The sequence below is a fragment of the Sphingobium chlorophenolicum genome (genome assembly GCF_000722875.1).
Lineage (GTDB): Bacteria > Pseudomonadota > Alphaproteobacteria > Sphingomonadales > Sphingomonadaceae > Sphingobium > Sphingobium chlorophenolicum.
The window spans coordinates 89684-106938 of sequence record NZ_JFHR01000003.1 but is presented as its reverse complement, the minus strand read 5'-3'; the positions used below and the strand labels follow the sequence as shown (position 1 = coordinate 106938).

Sequence of the window (17255 nt, the reverse complement as noted above, 5' to 3'; positions counted from 1 at the left end):
ATATGATCAGCCTGCCCCGGCCCGAATGCCCGTATTGCCATGAGGCGATGCGCCGCTGGCCGCTGGGGCAGCACATGCTGGTCTGCGACACCTGCCGCCGTCCGATCGTGCGCTACCTCGCTGCGCCCTCGCGTCGGATCTTTCGGCTGCGCCCGCTCTACAGCGTCATCAACGCCATCGCGCTGTTCATTCTGGTCGCGACCTTTCTCGCCATCGTGATCGCCCGCGCCGACATCCGGCATATCATGCTGGCCGTCGCGATCCCCATCGCGATGTTCGGCGCGAGCGATATCGGCGATGGCTGGCTGTCCTGGCGTACCTCGCTCGATCGAGGGTGGAACCACCTTCGCAAGGGTCGCAAGGCGCGGCTGATCGGGCTGGCACGCGCAGCGTTCGGCATCGCCGGCTGTGCTGTCGCCATCTTCGGGCTGCTTGCCTACGGCGACATGACCACTCCACGAAAACCGCTTGCCCATCAGGCTGGTCGGCCATGATTCCCTTCTGCCTGATCCTGGGCGACAGCACCGCGGTCGGCACGGCGCAGGCATTGGCAGCACAGGGCATACGCTGCGAGGTTCATGCGCGCGTGGGTGCCGGTTCGGCCGAGATCGAGCGGCGGGTGAGGGGCGCTTCGGCCGCCACCGTCGCCCTCATCGCACTCGGGTCGAACGATGCCGCCAGTCCGGCGCTCCCAACCAACCTTCTTGCGCTCAGGCGGCGAACCACCGCCGTCAAGGTGGCCTGGCTTGCCCCCTACGACCTGCGCGCGTCATCCATTGTCACGTCGATCGCGGCACGTTTCGGCGACACCGTCATCCCGCTGCGGGCGCAACCGAGCCGGGATGGCATCCATCCGGTCAGCTATCGCCCCGTCGCCAAGTCGCTGCGGTGGGGGGCGGTCGCCCCCTTCAGAGCCGGCGTAGCGCCGGCGCCGATCGCGCGCGCGACCGTGCTGGTGATGAGCAGCCCACTCGGGTCGTGATCGCCATCTTCATGCCGCGAGCATCGGTCGCCGGAACCGAACGGCTCGACTCAATCCCGCTGGAACAAATCCGGCCCATATGACAGGCTAAACGTCATGGACCATCGCATCACCCACACCTGCGGCCATGAGCAAACCCATTTCATTGCCGGGTTCGCGTCGCAGCAGGAGCGCAAGGCCACCTGGCTGCGCACGACGGTCTGCGGCGCGTGCTACCGCAAGCAGCGCCAGGAAGAGAACGAGCGCGACGCCGCGGCCTCGCAACAAGCCGTTGCCCATCTGTCGCTGGCGCCGCTCAACGGCTCGGAACGACAGGTCAGCTGGGCAACGACCATTCGCGCAAAACGGATCGCCTTGCTGCGCAAGGATCAACCTCTCGATAGCGTCGAAACCGGCGCGGCGCTGCTCGGCATCGCGGACGCCAAATGGTGGATCGACAACCGCGACGCGACCGACGCGCAGTTGCTCGCCTCGGCAGGGGTGGCTCAGGCTCCCGGCTGAACCGGCGTCGTCACCGCATTCTTCAGCGGCGCGGGCTTCTTGCCGTCAGGCAGCGTCCTGCGGAGGTGCTCGTGGACGATCGCAGCCGAGAAGGGCTTCGGGATGAACGTCGCCTTCTCGGGCATGTCACCCGGATTGGGACGGATATTGCCGCTGGCGATCACGATCTCGATCCAGGGCCAGTGCTGTGCGACATGACGCGCCAGCGCAAAGCCGTTGATCGATCCCGGCATCTCGACATCGGAGAACAGCAGGATGGTGTTGTCGGCCTGCTCCTCCAGCAGCACGATCGCGGTATCGCCGTCCATCGCCTCATGACAGCGAAAGCCGGCGTCCTCCAGGATCAGCGTCATGTCCATCAGGATGATCGGGACGTCATCGACCGCGAGTGTCACTTTGCAACGAAAGTGAGACTCATTTCAGATAGTTGAGACTAGTCTCAGCTTGGCTGCAAATGTGATCAGGCTCTTGGCGACAGGTAAGCTCTCACGAAAGGGGCTAATTTCTACCGCTGAGGAGATTGACCCTCGCGCTCCGCGGCAAGCGCCCTCACAAAACGGATCAGCCGCGCCACTTCCTTATCATTGATCGGATCAGCGACGGTCAGCGCTCGTGATCGCTCGCCCAGCTCGATCCTAAGTAGGTATGTTCTCGCGTCGGGACCGCACTTGTCACCTTGATCGGGACGGGAGAAAAATAGTGCGGCATCGGCGAACTCAGCGAGTTGATCGACGTCCCGCGGGTCTGTGCAGGTCACGCTCACCGTCTTCGACACAAGGCCAGGAAAGTGTGTGAGGCCACCCCTGACCTCAAGCGTCATCCTCGCCAGCACTGGTGTGTCCCAATCCACCGATTACCTCGGCTACAATGGCCATGTTGCCGACCTACCTGCAGCAGGTCGAGCCAGAGATAGAAATACTGAAAGCACGAGTGGTGCGCGCCGCAAACCCGTCTCGCGGATTTGCTTCTGCTGAGGCTCGTTCGGCTGAATACACGATGCTACGGTGTAGCGATGCGAAGCGTCCCCTTTCCTACCACACCGGCGCAGGTGCGTGCATGCCTGGCCGCGGCCGAGGCTGGTGCGATCGCCGTGGAGCGGGACGGCGTTGCCTTGCTCGTGGTCATGCCCGTTGAGGAGTACACGCGGCTCGCCGAGCTCGACCAGCGGTCGGCCGGAGCTATGGGAAGCGACCAAACCGGCAGCGCCTCGGACACCAGCCTTGTAGCGGCGTCTGACTCAGCCGGGGCGGCGCAGAGCGCAGAGGAACCAATCCACGCCCGTCTGAAGCCCGACCTTGACGAGCAGGCTCGCCGAAGGTCGGTTGCTGATGACGTGGAGCGCCTTGTCGCCGTACTCGCGGCGGAGCGGATCACCGTTTCGCCCGACGACGCCTATGCCGCTTGGAAACGACACTCGGACGACTTCGCCGCAAGTTGGCTGACCCTGTACGATGACGACGACGCGAACCGGCAGGCGCTGCTGCGTCACCTTGACCTAAAGGCCTGAACAGCGGTGCCGCGCGGGACTGCTCACAATCTGGTCGGACTGCTGCTGCGGAACGGGCGGTCGCTGATCCTTCGGACCGACGATGGCGGTGAGTGGCGTCTTGATGCGCCAAGCGGGGCGCGTAAACTTGCCGGCCGTCGCGTCCGAGTCACGGGCACGCGCGACGGCTGCGATCTGCTCGCTGTGCGGTCCTTTGAAGCATTGGATGGACACATCGGTAGTCACAATCCGCTGCTCGAGTGCCGAGCGTCAGAGCCAGCGTGATCAGCCGTTGTAAGTCGGCCCTGTTCCCCAATCGTTCGCCGCGTTAGAGTGCTGAGCATGACCGGAAATGCCACAATCTCGCCGCAGCGCCCATGCGCCTGATCCACACGGCCGACTGGCAGCTTGGTAAGCCATTCGGCCGCTTTCCTCAGGAGGTCAGGACCGCGCTGGGCGAAGCGCGCTTTGATGCGATCGACAGGATCGGCGCGCTCGCGCGGGAGCGTGACGCCGTTCACGTCGTGGTCGCTGGTGACGTGTTTGACAGCACCGGTCCAGCCGATCGCGAGGTCGTGCAGGCGGTGACCCGCATGGGTCGGGCACCCTGCACCTGGTGGTTGCTGCCCGGCAACCATGATCATGCCCGATCGGATGGCCTGTGGTCGCGCGTGCGCCGTGCGGCGCCGGCCAACGTGCGCGTGGTCGACACGCCCGAGCCGGTCGAGATGGAGGATGGCGCTTGGCTGCTGCCCGCTCCGCTGGAGCACCGGCGTACCCGCGAAGACCCGACAAGTGCGTTCGACGGCATGGCGACACCGGATGGTGCCCTTCGCATCGGGCTCGCGCACGGTTCGGTCGTCGACTTCGGCGCGCGCGGCGAAGCCGACAACATGATCCCGCCCGACCGCGCGCAGCGCTCCGGACTCGACTATCTGGCGCTGGGCGACTGGCACGGCTTCATGCCGATCGGTGATCGTGCCGCATACAGCGGCACGCCGGAGGTGGACAGGTTCGGGCGCGATGAGCCGGGTGGAGTCATCGTCGCCGACGTGCGTCGCGGAGCCGCGCCAGCGATAGAAACGGTGGAGACAGGGCGTTTCCGCTGGCTCGAGCGGAATTGGAAACTTGCCAATCTAGACGACTTCGAGCGCGAGTTGCGAGCCCTGCGGGCGTCGGTGGACCAGGCATTTACCCTGGTGAGGCTCGTGCTTTCGGGTACGCTGTCTCTCGCCGACCGGGTTGCGGTCGGGCGCACCTGTTCGGACGAACTCAGCCATGCGCTGCGTTGGCTCGACGTCGACGATGCGAGCCTGACCGCCCAACCGACCGAAGACGACATCGCTGCGATCGACATCCAGGGCGCGCTGGCCACGGCCACATTGTTATTGAAAGCACGAGTCGACGCGGGCGGTGCGGACCACCCCGTTGCGGCCGCTGCGCTGGAGCGGCTCTACGTCGAGGCCATCCGGGCGACGGAGGGCGCACGGTGAGGATCGTCTCGCTCGAACTGGACAACTTCCGCCGCTTTCGCCGTCCGCTCAGGCTCGAGGGCTTCGAGCCAGGGCTGAACGTCGTGGTCGAGCCGAACGAGACGGGCAAGTCGACGCTGCTGGAAGCGCTGCGCGCGGCGCTGTTCATTCGCCACTCGGCCAGGACGGAGCTGACCCGCTCCTACTGCCCGATCGGGGACGACGTGGCGCCCAGGGTCTCGGTCGGCTTCGAGGTGGCGGGCGAGCGCTGGCAGGTGGAGAAGCAGTTCCTTCGCTCGCAAAGGGTGCAGCTTACCGGCCCGCGCGGGCGCTTCGAGAGTGACGCGGCGGAGGAGCAGCTGCAGACGCTGCTCGGCTTCGAGCGCGGCAACAATCGCGGCACCGACCCCGACACGCGCGGCGCGCTCGGGCTGCTCTGGGTCGAGCAGGCCAGTGCCCTTCGTGTCGACGCGCCCAACCGGCTGGTTCGCGATAACGTCCGTACCGCGCTGGAGGGCGAGGTGGGCACGATCACTGGCGGGCGGCGTTTCGACACCGTCCGTGCCCGGGTCGAGGAGGCCTATGCCGAACTCAGGACCGGCAGCCGCGGCAGGTCGACGGGTCGGCTCGCCGCGGCCGAGAACAGGCTGAACGCAGCGCGCGAGCACCGTGCCGGCGTCGAGGCGCTCGCCCAGGCGCACGAGGCGACCCTCACGGAACTGGAGGACGCGCGCGCCGCACGACGTCGCATCGAGCGCGAGTTGGGGGACGAGGAGCAGGCCTCGCTGCGGGACCGGCTCGCGGCCGACCTGAAGCTTGCCGAGTCCTCAGCCGAGCGTCTGGTTACGGCCCAGGCGCGGTACGACACGGCGAACGGCACCGTGGAGCGGCTGACCGAGAAGATCGCCGCGATCGACGCGGCACAGTCGACGGTTGAGAAGGCCGAGGCGGCCAATACCGCCGCGAATGCCGCGGTTGAACAGCACGGCGATGAGCGGGACGAGGCGATCCGGAGCGAGGAGGACGCGCGGACCGCGCTGTGCCGTGCTCGCGAGGCCCGCAACACGGCCGAGGCGGCACTCCGCACGGCTCGCGCCGCAGTCGCGCGCCGGCAGCGGTTCGAGGCGATCGCGCGTGCGCGGGAGCGGATGACGAGCCTCGACGCGCTCGAAGCCGAACTGGCCACGCAGCAGAATGTCGCGGACCAGGCGATCGCGTCCGAGCAGCTGGAGGAGCTGGCCCGGCTCGACAAGACCGTGGTGGAGGCCCGCGCGGTCGTATCGGCGGGCGCGGTTCGGGTCGAGGTGACGAGCCTGGATGGCACCCCGATCATTGTTGACGGCGAGCCGATGGGCGATGCGGCGCGCGAGGTCACCGCGGCAACGCTGATCGAGGTGGGCCGGCACGCGACGGTACGGGTCGTGCCGCCCGGCACCGGTTCGGCCGCGGCCGAGCTGAAGGCTGCCGAAGGTGCGCTGGCGGCCGCGTTGGCTTGGCTCGGCGTCCCGAGCTATGCCGACGCGGTCGCGCGCGCCAACAACGCCAGGTCGGCCGGTGAGGCGGTGAAGGGCCTGAAGCGGCAGGTGGACACCCTGTGCGTCGCCGATCCGATGATCGGGCTGGCGACAGGCGGCGCGGCCCTACGCGCGCTTCTGGCGAAGGAAGTCGATCAGACGGCCGAAGAGGACACGTCCGTCGATGTGCCCGGCCTCGAGGCCGCGCAGATCCTTCGCTCGGAGGAGGAGCGCTCCGCACTCGGACGGCACAACGTGGCGGTCGAGCAGCTCCGTACAGCCGAGGAGGCGTCGCGGAAGCTAGGGCTCGAGGCGGCCGGCGCGGCTCGTGACCTGGCGAACGCGCGGACGCAGCTGGCAGCGCTCACCGGCGCACGGAGCCGGACCGACCTGGAAGCCGATCTGATGGCGGCCGAGGCGGAGTTGGCGGAGCGCCTGCGCGACCGGGTCGCGGCCGAGCAGGCGGTCGGCGCGTTCGACCTGGATCGGCTGAGGCTCAGGCTCGCGAACATCTACAAGGCAGCAGCCGGTGCCGGCGACCGCCGGCTGGCACTCATCGAGCAGATCGCCGGCCTGGAGGCCACGATCGCAAGCGAGGGTGCGAAGGGTCTGGCAGGCCAGGTCGACGCCGCCCGGGAAGAGGAAGCCGCGGCCGAGCAGACGGTAGTGCGTCTCACAGCCGAGGCGGATGCGCTGGCACTTTTGCGGACCACTCTGAATGAGGCGCAGGAGGCGGCGTCGCGGACGTTCCTTGGACCGGTCACGAGGCGCGCCGTCCAGTATGTCCGCCGCGTGCTGCCGGACTGCGACGTCACGTTCAGCGAGGAGCTGGGGCTGACCTCTATCGCGCGCAGCGGCGTCAGCGAGGGCTGCGGCGACCTCAGCCGCGGCACGCAGGAGCAGCTGGCGGTGCTCACGAGACTGGCGTTCGCCGACCTACTGCTCGAGAAGGGCGAGCCGGTGTCGCTGATCCTTGACGACCCGCTGGTCTACTCGGACGATGCCCGTCTGGAAGTCATGACCGACATCCTGACCCGGGCGGCCGAGCGCATGCAGGTCATTCTACTCACGTGCCGCGAACGAGCTTTTCGGCACATGGGCGGGCATAGGATCACCATCGGCTAAGGGTCCATTGAGCATAGTACCGCCGCCATAGCGGTCCGTAATAGGGGCATGTCGTCATGAGTACCGGGTCGGATTTCGACCACATGCTGGAGTTCGCGCAGGAGGCACTGGCGCTTGCGCCAGTCATCATTTTAGGAAGCGGCGCGTCCGCGGCGCATGGCGTTCCAGGTATGTGGCTGCTGGCCGACAAATTGGGTCGTCTGCCCGGTGTTGATACACCGAGTGCTGATGAAGCGACGCAATGGAGTGCTTTCCATTCTGAACTCCGGCGCGGCACGGACCTGGAAAGCGCCCTCGGTGCCGTACGCCTTACTGGCCGTCAGACCGGCTATGTGGCCGATGCGACAAGAAGCTTTCTCCTGCCCTATGACGAGCAGGTTTTTGGGGCGATGCTGAGCGATCGGCGATACCTGCCGTTGTCGCGCTTCTATCGACATCTGTTCAGCAGCACGCATCGTACTGTCGATGTCATCACTCCGAACTACGATAGGCTGGCGGAATATGCTGCCGACGCGGCGGGCCTCATCCACTTCAGCGGCTTCACTTCCGGGTATCTTCAGACCCGCACTCAGGCGCAAGCGCCCCGACCCACAGGCGATAGCGGTCGCGTTGTAAACGTCTGGAAGGTGCACGGCTCACTGGACTGGTTCGAGGACGCCGACCACCAGATTATCGGCGTCAGAGGCTGTCGCGAGACGCCCGCCGGGTATGTGCCGCTGATGATTACTCCCGGCATCGACAAATACAGGCTCGCTCATTTGGAGCCATTTCGGACCATCTTCACCTGTTCCGATGCAGCTTTGGAACGCGCCCGCGCCTACTTCTGCGTCGGCTATGGTTTCAATGATCAGCACCTTCAGACGAAGCTGGTCGAGCGCTGCGATGTCGATTCTGTGCCAATCATCGTAATCACCAAGTGTCTTTCGGAAACGACGAAGGCGTTCCTCCGTGGCGGCCGGTGTCGCAAGTACCTCGCACTTGAAGAGGGAGACGGGGGCGTCGGGACACGCGCTTACACCCATCTACAGCCTGCCGGCGTTAGCTTCCCCGATCAGACGATCTGGCCACTGGCGAACTTCCTCGATTCAGCACTCGGAGCAGATGCGTGACGATCCTGAACTACGATGATGGCGAAACTTTCGGTCGCGTCCAGTCTGTCGACACCGCGACCGTCGTCGTTCGTGTCGATGATGTCGAGACGCTCCGGACGCTACAGGTCAACCGTCTGGTAGCGCTCCAGAGTAGTCGCGCAGGCCAGCACTTGGTTGGCATAATCCAGAAGATCACCCGCACTGCCGTTGAACAGAAAGCTAACGCGCTGGATCTGGAGGAGCCGGAGCAGGCCACGCCAGAACTCAACCTGTGTCGCATTGCGCTGATTGGGACGCTGGTCGGGCGGTTGGGTCAGCAATCCAACGTGTTCCGCCGCACGCTGGAATCCGTGCCCGAGATCGACGCCAACTGCTTTGCCCTCGAAGGCGAGCGGCTGACCAGGTTCATGCAGGTGATCTCTGCGGTGTCGGGAGATGGGCAGCGCCTGTCGCTCGGTTCCTACACTCTGGATCCGAACGCCGAAGCCTTACTGAACGGGAACAAACTCTTCCAGCGGCACGCGCTGGTCGTCGGCAGCACGGGATCGGGGAAGTCTTGGACCACGGCACGCCTGCTCGAGCAGGTTGCAGAACTCGCGAGCGCCAACGCCATCGTCTTCGACATCCATGGCGAGTATGGATCCATGGCCGGCGATGGATTTCAGCACTTTCGCATTGCTGGCCCCGCGGATATTGAGGCATGTCGTGGTCTGGCTGAAGGCGTTTTGCACCTCCCATACTGGCTGCTGACCTACGATGCGCTCGTGTCCATGTTCGTCGACCGGTCGGACGCGAACGCACCCAACCAAGCCATGCTCATGTCGCGATCCATCACTGAGGCGAAGCGGCAATACCTTCAGCAGGGCAAGCACGATGAGGTGCTCGCCAACTTCACCATCGACAGTCCGGTGCCGTTTGAGATCGCTGACGTGCTTCGACGGCTCGAAGCACTGAATACCGAGATGGTCGCCGGCTCACGAGGCGACAAGCAGGGCGACTTTCACGGAAAGCTGAGCCGCCTGATCCAACGTCTGGAAAGCAAGACCACAGACCGTAGGCTTGGGTTTCTTTTCCCGAGCGATCAGGCAACTCTAAACTACGGATGGCTTGATAACCTGGTTGCGACACTGCTGGGCGGCCGATCCGCCAAGGGCGGTACGGGCGGTGTCAAGGTCATCGATTTTTCAGAGGTGCCGTCGGACATTCTACCGCTGATCGTTGGCCTTGTGGCGAGACTGGCCTTTTCGGTGCAGCAATGGCTGCCGAGCGGCGATAGGCACCCGATCGCACTCTTCTGCGACGAAGCTCACCTCTACATCCCGCAGGAGGTTACGTCAGGCGCCGCGGAAAACGCGATCGCGATCTTCGGGCGCATCGCAAAGGAGGGGCGCAAGTACGGCACTGGCTTGGTGGTGATCAGCCAGCGCCCGTCGGAGGTCAACCGCACCGTGGTCAGCCAGTGCAGTAATCTAATTGCCATGAGGCTCACGAACGGTGACGATCAGTCCGTCGTCAGACGCCTGCTCCCTGACAGCCTTGGCGGCTTCAGCGATTTACTTCCTGTGCTTGATACCGGTGAGGCACTTGTGGTCGGCGATGCCATCCTATTGCCGACTAGAATTCGAATCTCGAAGCCTCGCAATGAGCCGTTGAGTGGCACGATCGATTTCTGGGACAAGTGGTCCGACGGGTCGAGCGCAAGCGACCTTACGAAGGCGGTTGAGAGCTGGCGGCGACAGAGCGTGCAGAAGTGAAGGATGATTTGCCGGCCGATCCTTTGTCACCTAAGCGGCCCGACCGTGCTCGCGTATGGCGCGCTGCGCCCGACGGAAGAAGTGCCGGGTCACCTTCTCACGCATCGCGGGCTCGGTCAGTATCACGCTCTTAAGCTCGTTGTCGCGCTGGAACGCGCGGACCGCGCCGCGAAAAAACATTTCGCGAAATGCCCCATAGACCACGTCGTCGGGGTTGTTGCGCATCATCTCGACGAGATTTCCGTCGAGGATCTCGCGGTTGACCGCCTCGAAGCGGATGAAGTCGGCCTCGCTGAAGTCGCCGCCGTGGCGCTCGTTGAACGAAAGGATGATCTCGGAGAGCGAGCGGCTCTCCTCCTCTGTCATAGGGTTGGCGCCGAACTCGGTGATCGGCGACAGGGGCGAGCCGGTGCCGGCCGGCAGCGAGGCCGAGCCCTCCTCCTTCATTTCGACGCGGAACGCCTGGAGACGGACCATCTCGTCGGTGATCTCGACGTCGCCGGGTATCTCGCGGTCGGGCAGCAGCCGGTCCAGCCACGACGCGAAGGCGTAAAGCTTCTCTAGCTCGGTGTCGCCAAGGCGCACGACCTGCGACACGAAGGCGTAGAAGCGCATGTAGCTTCGCACGAGCTGCCTAAATTCGACCTGGCGCTCCTCCTCCTCAGCCTCGAAGCGGGCGACCGCCTGGCGCACCAGTCCTTCGAGCCGGGCGCGGTCGTGCCCGTCGAGCGGCCCCTTGTAGAAGGTCGCGGCGAACCGCTCGATCTCGCCCGCGTCCAGGATGCCGAAGGCGCGCAGCCGGCTTTCCAGCGCGTAGATCTGGTTCGGGTCCGAGTTGGCTTCGATGACCGTCGCCTCGAAGAACGGCGCGAAGGCGGTCTGGACGTCCTCCGTGGTGTTCTGGAAGTCGAGGACATAGGTCCGCTCCTTGCCGGGATGCGTGCGGTTCAGGCGGGACAGCGTCTGCACCGCCTGCAGGCCGGCCAGCTTGCGGTCGACGTACATCGCGCAGAGCTTCGGCTGGTCGAAGCCGGTCTGATACTTCTCCGCGACGATGAGCACCTGGTACTCCTCGTCAAAGCGACGCGGCAGCTCGGCCTCGCCGAAGCCGTTGACCTGAGCCTCGGTCCACGTCTGGTCGTCGATCCGCAGCTCGCCCGAGAACGCGACCAGCGGCCGCAGGTCATGGTAGTCGTGCGCCTCGATGTATTCGCGAATCTCGCGGTAGTAGCGCAGCGCGTGCTCGCGGCTCTGGGTCACGACCATGGCCTTGCCCTGTCCGTCGAGCTCGCCGGCGACGTGGCGGCGGAAGTGCTCGACGATTACCTCCACCTTCTGCCCGAGCGCGGCCGGGTGCAGCGAGGCGAAGCGGGCGACGCGGCGCTGGGCGCGGCGCCCGTTCAGCTCGGGATCGTCCTCGATGGCCTTCTCCAGCTGGTAGTAGGCCTTGTAGGTCATGTAGTTCTGGAGGACGTCGAGGATAAATCCCTCCTCGATCGCCTGGCGCATAGAGTAGAGGTGGAACGGATGCGGCAGTCCGTCGTCGCCCGGTCTGCCGAACCGCTCCAGCGTGACGTTGCGCGGCGTCGCGGTGAACGCAAAGTAGCTGATGTTCGGCTGGGGCCCGCGCGCCGCCTGGTGCTGCGCGATGATGTCCTCAACCTCGGTCGGCGCCGTCGCGCCGTCGCGAGAGAGCGCGTCTGAGAGGGCCTGCGCGCTCCGGCCCGACTGACTGCCGTGCGCCTCGTCCACGATGACGGCGAAGCGCCTGCCGGCCTGGCCCGACAGCGTGGCCAGGTGCTCGGTCGAGAACTTCTGGATTGTGGTGACGACGATGCGAGCGCCGCTGGCGATGGCCTCCTTCAGCTGGCGCGAGGTGCCGTCGATCTGCTTCACCACGCCGGCGGTCTGCGCGAACTGTCCGACGGTGCGCTGGAGCTGGCGGTCCAACACGACGCGGTCGGTGACGATGACGGCCGTGTCGAAGACCGGCTGGTCGGCGCCGTCGTGCAGCGTGATCGCCTGATGCGCGGTCCAGGCGATTGTGTTTGACTTGCCCGAGCCAGCCGAGTGCTGGACCAGGTAGTTGCGCCCGGCACCGTGGTCGCGCGCGTCGGCCATCATCGCGCGCACGGCGTCTAGCTGGTGGAAGCGCGGGAAGATCAGGGTCTCGCGCGTCTCGACCGCCCCGTCGCGCGCCACTACCTCCTGGGTGTCGAGGTGGACGAAGTTGCCGATCACGTCGAGCAGCACGTCTCGCGACAGGACGGCTGCGCCGTCGGGACCATCGCTCCACATGTAGGAGGTGCGGAACTCGCCCGGCACATCCTCGTTGCCGGCGCCCCCGGCGCGACCCCGGTTGAACGGCAGAAATCGCGTCCTCCCGTTCATCAGCCGCGTCGTCATGGACACGTTCGATCCGTCTATGGCGAAGTGGACGATGGCGCCGCGCTTGAACGTCAGCAGCGGCTCGCCCGCCGCCGGACGGTCCTTCATATACTGCTGCTCGGCGTGCTTGAAGGTGGAGCCGGTCAGCTCGTTCTTGAGCTCGAACGTGGCGACCGGGATGCCGTTGACGAAGGCGACAACGTCGATGGAGTTCTCGCTCCGCGAGCTGTAGCGCACCTGCCGCATGACGGTGAGGACGTTGCTCTCGTAGAGCGCCTGCAGTTTGGCGTTAAGCCCCGACGCGGGTTTAAAGTGGCAGAGCGCAAAGCGAATGCCGGGGATGAGCTTGATTCCGCGACGCAGCACCCCGAGCGTGCCGGCGCTCTTCAGGTTGGCCTCGAGCTGCTTGAGGAACTCGGCCTCGGCGGTGCCGGCGTACTGCTCCTCCAGGCGGGCCCATTGCGCGGCCTGGGTCCGCCTCACCCAGCCGACTACTGTCTCCACGTCGAGCGCGCGCCTGCGGTCGAACGCCTCTGGCGGCCGCTCCGCGTAGCCCTGCCGGGCGACCAGCGTGTCGACCATGTGGCTTTCCAGGACGTGCTCCTGGTGCGCCTTCGACGCGGCGTGCCCCTCGCCCATGAGTTTCTCCTCTCCGCTCACTCTCTTCGCTCGGCGAAGAGGTCGGCCTCCATCGTCGGGATCGTCCGCGGGCCAGTTCCTCGCGGCGTCAGCCCGACGCGCTTCATCCACGCCAGCCAGTGGTGCAGGTCGGCCGCCGTGAACTTAGCGCGCTTCTCGGCGTGCCAGTCGTCGAGCACGCCCTCGATCACCGCGTCGTCGCTGACCTGCCGCCCGTCGATCAGGTCGTCGTTCCAGACGGCGTAGAGCGTGGCGATCATTTCCGCGGCACGGGTATCGAGATCGCGCACCAAGTCGACGAGCCCTCGCAGGGCGGCGAGGCGATCCGCACCGATGCTGTCCGTGTCATGGCGCCCGGCGAGCGCGAGCGGTCGGTAGGACACCGCTGCGCCGTCCCCGCCCGAGCCGTCGTAGAGCGCGCTCTCCCGCAGCCCGGCCTCCACGCGGTCGAGCATGGTGCCGTCGAACGGACCCGCCGCCTCGCGCCGGTAGGACCCCGCGACCTCGTGAATGCCGACGTGGACCTCGGAGAGGTAGAGCAGCTTCTGCAGCTTGACCCGGCCGAACCGCAGCACCGTGCGGTGCCGGTAGATGATCTCAGCGGCGACCATAGTGCGCACGCTGGCGCGGGGCGCGGTCGCCGGCACCGCGCTGGTTACGGCGGTCTCGTGCGCAACCGTGACGGCGTCGCCTCGGTCCCCCGTGACCGCGGCGGTGATCACCGCGTCCCGGCGCTCCGCCAGCAGGGTGATCGAACGCTGGATCTCCGCCGCCGCGCCCCTGAAAGCGCCGGTGATCCGATCGAGCCTGTCGGCGATCTCCGCCTGCTCGTCGATCGGCGGCAGCGGCATCCTGAAGGAGCGGATGTCGGGCATGTAGATGGTTTGGTGGGTCGAGCCGATCATCAGGCTGCGGAACACCGGCTTCATCGACCTCAGGACGTAGTAGAGGTAGCGCGGCAGCACGCGCGGGCCGCAGATCCAGCCAACGAAGTCCTGCGTCACCGCCATCGGCACGCCGAGGATCGCCGGGAAGCCGACCGACGCGGTTCGGGAGAGGATGACAGTGCCGGCGGGCAGCAGGCGCGCGGCCGAGTTCGCCATGCCAAGTTCGCTGATGCGCTCGGCCGTCTCGGTCACCTCGATATTGCCCGCCTGTCTGATCTGCCAGACATCGGCAAGCGAGAACCAGGGGATTACGCACGCCTCCGGCAACCAATATTCGTCCACCTTGCGGCTGGGCGTGTGCCCGGTCTCCTGCCGGGCGACGTGCACCATCTTGGGCGCGGTCCAGTGGGCGGGCATCTCGCCGATCCACTCCACGCCGGAATGCGCCTTCTCGCCCGGTCGATCGCGGCCGGAGACCACGTCGGCGAAGGTGCTCTCCTCCCTCTCGAGCAGCAGCTGCGCCTGCGCGCGCTTGGCGTCTATCAGGCGCTCGGTCAGAGCGAGCCGCCGGTCGAGTTGACGCGCCAGCTCCTGCTGCCGCTTCAGCGGGGGACAAGGGATCTCGACAGACCCGATGCCACCGATCGTCAGGCCGAAGCGGGTCACGCCCTGCGCACGGACGCCGAACGCCTGCCGCACGGGGGCCGAGCGCAAAGCCCAGAACAGGAACCGCGGATCGACGATGGCACGGTCGGGACGGAGAATCGCCAGGTGATAAGCGCACACCACGCCTTCCGCGGAGGCGTCCACGATCGCCGGAACGGCTATGTCGGACGGAGTTTCGCTGTCCTTGGTGATCACGATGTCGCCCGCGCGCAGGCCGAACCTCTCGATCTCCTTAGAAGTGGCGGACCCGGCGGCGAAGTCGATCGTCTCGTCGATCCTGTCGCGGTAGTAGACGTCGACGTAGTTGCAGAGGCGGACCGGCGTCTGATCGTCGTCGATTACCTTGTCCACGTTGCTCGACCGGACCTGCGCCAGGTGCTTCAGGCGAACCCGATTGTGGGCGGCGGTCATTCCGCCAATGCCCTGAGCAGGTCGGCTATCTCCAGCTCCTTGGTCGCGAGTTCCTTGTCGATGAGCGCGACTTCGCGCGGCGGCGCGTAGCGGTCGAAGAACCTTTTGAAGTTGATCTCGTAACCGACCCGTCCGACCTCCTTGTCGGCCGGATCGCGATGGTCGGTGTCGACCCAGGCGTCGGGAACGTGGGGGGCCACCTCCCGCTCGAAGAACGACCGCCAGTCCTCCAGCAGCGGAACCAGCTCGTGGTCGCGAAGGTCCGGGTCGGGCTGCGGCCGGCCTTTTGCGTCGCGCGCGATCTCGGCCGCGTCGTCGCGTTCCGCGATCGACGACAGAATCAGCTTGCGGATCGGCACCGCGATGCGCAGCCCGGCTCTCGCGAGCGCCGAGCTCAGCGCGCGGTCGGCCTCGTCCCGGGAGAGGAAGCGGTCGGTGGAGAGGTGCTCGCGAAGGCAGGAGGCGAGCTCCGCCCGCGCGCCGTCCTCCAGCTTCTGCATGGCCTTCGACGCCATCAGGACCGCGATGCGCACCGGCGTCGCCTGGAAGGCGAGCCGGAGGGGGCGTTCCACGCGCACCTCGCGGTAGCCAAGCTGCTCGACGGGCACGATCTTAGCGTGGTCGGAGTGCTCGCTGCCGCCGTTCAGCATGTCCGCGTAGATCGTGACAATGTCGCGGCGGGCCTCCTCGGGAATCTCGCGCCGCTTGGATCCCAGGCTCTTGCGCATCGGCGACCAGAACCGCTGCGACGACGCGTCGATCAGCTGGACCTTGCCCCGACGGCGCTCCTCCTTGCGGTTGGTGAGCAGCCACACGTAGGTCTGGATGCCGGTGTTGTAGAAGATGTCGGTCGGCAGCGCGACGATCGCCTCTACCATGTCGGCGTCGGCGAGCAGCCAGCGGCGGATCTCGCTCTCGCCCGATCCGGCGCCGCCCGTGAACAGCGGCGAGCCGTTCGTGACGATGCCGATCTGCGAGCCCTCCTCGTCGTCCCGCATCTTGGAGACCATGTGCTGGAGGAAGAGCAGCTGGCCGTCGGAGATGCGCGGCAGGCCCGCGGCGAAGCGATTGCCGTCGCCCCCGCTCTCGGCCTCCACGCGGATGACGTCGGCGTACTTCTTCCAGTCGACCCCGTATGGCGGGTTCGACACCATGTAGTGGAAGCGCCGGCCCCTGTGGGCGTCGGCCGAAAGCGTGTTGCCGAACGCGATCTGCTCGGGGTCGTGACCCGTTACCAGCATATCCGACCGGCAGATGGCGTAGGACTCGGGGTTGAGCTCCTGGCCGTAGAGCTCGACGCGGACGCCTGGGCTGTGCTTTTTGATCTCCTCCTCGGTGATCGACAGCATCCCGCCCGTGCCGCACGCCGGATCGTAGACGGTGCGTATAATGCCGGGCCTGAACGCCTGGCGGTCGTTGGCGATCAGCATCTCGACGATTAGGCGGACCACCTCGCGCGGAGTGAAGTGCTCGCCCGCGGTCTCGTTGGACATCTCCGAGAAGCGGCGGATCAGGTCCTCGAAGAGGTAGCCCATCTCCAGATTGGAGACCTCGTCGCTGTGCAGGTCGATCTGGGCAAAGCGCTCGAACACGTGCCAGAGGATGCCCGCGTCGTTCAGGCGCTTGAGCGTGTCGGTGAAGAGGAACTTGTCCAGAAAGATGTCGCGCACGCCGCCGGAGAAGCCGGTGATGTAATCGAGCAGGTTGGCGTGGAGTTGGGCGGGGTTCTGGCCCCTGATGCGCCCGAGCGTCAGGCTGGAGGTATTGTAGACCTTGGGCCCGTCCGCCACCTCGAACAGAATCATGTCCTTGGTGGCCTCGTCGATGCCGTCGGGCAGCCCGCCGGCGGTCGCGAGCACCGCGTCCTTGGTGGACTCCAGGATGCAGTCGAGGCGGCGGAGCACTAGGAACGGCAGGATGATCTTGCCATATTCAAACTGCTTGAAGTCGCCGCGCAGCAAATCGGCGACGCTCCACGCGAAGTTCGCTAGCGACCTGACCTTCGTGCTTAGCATCCTGTAACGCCCTCTTTTTGACGGCGTTATAGGTCCGTTCGTGCGGGTGCGCCAAGTAGCATGGCTGGCGGGTTGCGGGCAAGCGTGCTGGTCCGACAGGCTGGTGGACATGTCGGTTGTACGACCGTCGGGTGCAGGCGGTATGCGCTACGTGTGGGCGCGGCAGCGCGGCGGTCAACTTCGGCACAGCGAGCTTTGACGCTCTACCGAACAAGCGGGCGAACCGACCTTCGTCGCGACATTGTCGCTTTGGCGCGATGGAGGTCACCGTAGCTGCGGCGGCACGGTTTGCTGGAATTCGGCCATTTCACCAAGGTAAACGGG

14 protein-coding genes are annotated in these 17255 nt (G+C 66.0%); 9 read left to right on the top strand and 5 right to left on the bottom strand.

All coding sequences use genetic code 11. From position 1 onward, the window contains the following. Positions 1 to 2 precede the first annotated feature (2 nt). From BV95_RS03175 to BV95_RS03165, 3 genes are all read left to right on the top strand, one after another. Positions 3 to 494 (top strand): hypothetical protein, encoded by a 492-nt coding sequence (locus BV95_RS03175; RefSeq protein ID WP_116463088.1) that lies wholly within the window; start codon positions 3 to 5, stop codon positions 492 to 494. After that, a complete protein-coding gene (locus tag BV95_RS03170) occupies positions 491 to 982 on the top strand; it encodes a hypothetical protein (RefSeq protein ID WP_010409155.1) in 492 nt (163 codons plus the stop codon). The genes BV95_RS03175 and BV95_RS03170 overlap by 4 nt, the downstream gene beginning before the upstream one ends. Positions 983 to 1078: 96 nt before the next feature. Further along, entirely contained in the window at positions 1079 to 1483 is a 405-nt protein-coding gene (locus BV95_RS03165) for a hypothetical protein (protein ID WP_010409157.1), read from the top strand. Here BV95_RS03165 and BV95_RS03160 read toward each other — a convergent pair. Together BV95_RS03160 and BV95_RS24905 are read right to left on the bottom strand one after the other, a co-directional pair. Next, positions 1468 to 1878 (bottom strand): response regulator, encoded by a 411-nt coding sequence (locus BV95_RS03160; protein ID WP_037447270.1) that lies wholly within the window; start codon positions 1876 to 1878, stop codon positions 1468 to 1470. The two genes, BV95_RS03165 and BV95_RS03160, sit on opposite strands and share 16 nt — an antisense overlap. 110 nt (positions 1879 to 1988) lie before the next feature. Continuing rightward, entirely contained in the window at positions 1989 to 2303 is a 315-nt protein-coding gene (locus BV95_RS24905) for a protealysin inhibitor emfourin (RefSeq protein WP_062791992.1), read from the bottom strand. Positions 2304 to 2495: 192 nt separating this feature from the next. Between BV95_RS24905 and BV95_RS22630 the strand changes: the two genes are divergently transcribed. The 6 genes from BV95_RS22630 to BV95_RS03130 all read left to right on the top strand — a co-directional run bounded on the left by BV95_RS22630 (position 2496) and on the right by BV95_RS03130 (position 9925). Next, the gene (locus tag BV95_RS22630; RefSeq protein ID WP_051749605.1) at positions 2496 to 2990 is read left to right on the top strand and encodes a thioredoxin domain-containing protein; all 495 of its coding nucleotides are present in this window, start codon (positions 2496 to 2498) and stop codon (positions 2988 to 2990) included. A 6-nt stretch (positions 2991 to 2996) separates the two neighbouring features. Further along, positions 2997 to 3254 (top strand): DUF5818 domain-containing protein, encoded by a 258-nt coding sequence (locus tag BV95_RS24500; protein ID WP_234703089.1) that lies wholly within the window; start codon positions 2997 to 2999, stop codon positions 3252 to 3254. A gap of 92 nt (positions 3255 to 3346) precedes the next feature. Beyond that, positions 3347 to 4462, top strand: a complete 1116-nt coding sequence (locus BV95_RS03145) for a metallophosphoesterase family protein (protein WP_037447265.1) — start codon at positions 3347 to 3349, stop codon at positions 4460 to 4462. Continuing rightward, the gene (locus tag BV95_RS03140) at positions 4459 to 7080 is read left to right on the top strand and encodes an AAA family ATPase (RefSeq protein WP_037447263.1); all 2622 of its coding nucleotides are present in this window, start codon (positions 4459 to 4461) and stop codon (positions 7078 to 7080) included. The genes BV95_RS03145 and BV95_RS03140 overlap by 4 nt, the downstream gene beginning before the upstream one ends. Positions 7081 to 7136: 56 nt before the next feature. Continuing rightward, positions 7137 to 8189, top strand: a complete 1053-nt coding sequence (locus tag BV95_RS03135) for an SIR2 family protein (RefSeq protein WP_051749604.1) — start codon at positions 7137 to 7139, stop codon at positions 8187 to 8189. Continuing rightward, positions 8186 to 9925, top strand: coding sequence for an ATP-binding protein (locus BV95_RS03130; protein ID WP_037447258.1), 1740 nt, complete (start codon positions 8186 to 8188; stop codon positions 9923 to 9925). Before BV95_RS03135 ends, BV95_RS03130 begins: the two co-directional genes overlap by 4 nt. 30 nt (positions 9926 to 9955) lie before the next feature. On the opposite strand, the gene BV95_RS03125 is transcribed toward BV95_RS03130, so the two are convergent. From BV95_RS03125 to BV95_RS03115, 3 genes are read right to left on the bottom strand one after another with little or no spacing between them, the layout of a single operon-like run. Beyond that, the gene (locus BV95_RS03125) at positions 9956 to 12952 is read right to left on the bottom strand and encodes a type I restriction endonuclease subunit R (protein WP_037447255.1); all 2997 of its coding nucleotides are present in this window, start codon (positions 12950 to 12952) and stop codon (positions 9956 to 9958) included. A gap of 17 nt (positions 12953 to 12969) precedes the next feature. Next, the gene (locus BV95_RS22625) at positions 12970 to 14916 is read right to left on the bottom strand and encodes a restriction endonuclease subunit S (RefSeq protein ID WP_051749603.1); all 1947 of its coding nucleotides are present in this window, start codon (positions 14914 to 14916) and stop codon (positions 12970 to 12972) included. Continuing rightward, positions 14913 to 16931: a type I restriction-modification system subunit M gene (locus tag BV95_RS03115; protein WP_037447252.1), complete on the bottom strand. Its 2019-nt coding sequence runs from the start codon at positions 16929 to 16931 to the stop codon at positions 14913 to 14915. The genes BV95_RS22625 and BV95_RS03115 overlap by 4 nt, the downstream gene beginning before the upstream one ends. Positions 16932 to 17255 lie beyond the last annotated feature (324 nt).

What these genes read in the sequence shown, in the direction of transcription:
- BV95_RS03175 (WP_116463088.1), top strand. Translation starts at nt 3, where the DNA reads ATGATCAGCCTGCCCCGGCCCGAATGCCCGTATTGCCATGAGGCGATG.
- BV95_RS03135 (WP_051749604.1), top strand. Translation starts at nt 7,137, where the DNA reads ATGAGTACCGGGTCGGATTTCGACCACATGCTGGAGTTCGCGCAGGAG.
- BV95_RS22630 (WP_051749605.1), top strand. Translation starts at nt 2,496, where the DNA reads ATGCGAAGCGTCCCCTTTCCTACCACACCGGCGCAGGTGCGTGCATGC.
- BV95_RS03170 (WP_010409155.1), top strand. Translation starts at nt 491, where the DNA reads ATGATTCCCTTCTGCCTGATCCTGGGCGACAGCACCGCGGTCGGCACG.
- BV95_RS22625 (WP_051749603.1), bottom strand. Translation starts at nt 14,916, where the DNA reads ATGACCGCCGCCCACAATCGGGTTCGCCTGAAGCACCTGGCGCAGGTC.
- BV95_RS03115 (WP_037447252.1), bottom strand. Translation starts at nt 16,931, where the DNA reads ATGCTAAGCACGAAGGTCAGGTCGCTAGCGAACTTCGCGTGGAGCGTC.
- BV95_RS03165 (WP_010409157.1), top strand. Translation starts at nt 1,079, where the DNA reads ATGGACCATCGCATCACCCACACCTGCGGCCATGAGCAAACCCATTTC.
- BV95_RS24905 (WP_062791992.1), bottom strand. Translation starts at nt 2,303, where the DNA reads ATGACGCTTGAGGTCAGGGGTGGCCTCACACACTTTCCTGGCCTTGTG.
- BV95_RS03125 (WP_037447255.1), bottom strand. Translation starts at nt 12,952, where the DNA reads ATGGGCGAGGGGCACGCCGCGTCGAAGGCGCACCAGGAGCACGTCCTG.
- BV95_RS03145 (WP_037447265.1), top strand. Translation starts at nt 3,347, where the DNA reads ATGCGCCTGATCCACACGGCCGACTGGCAGCTTGGTAAGCCATTCGGC.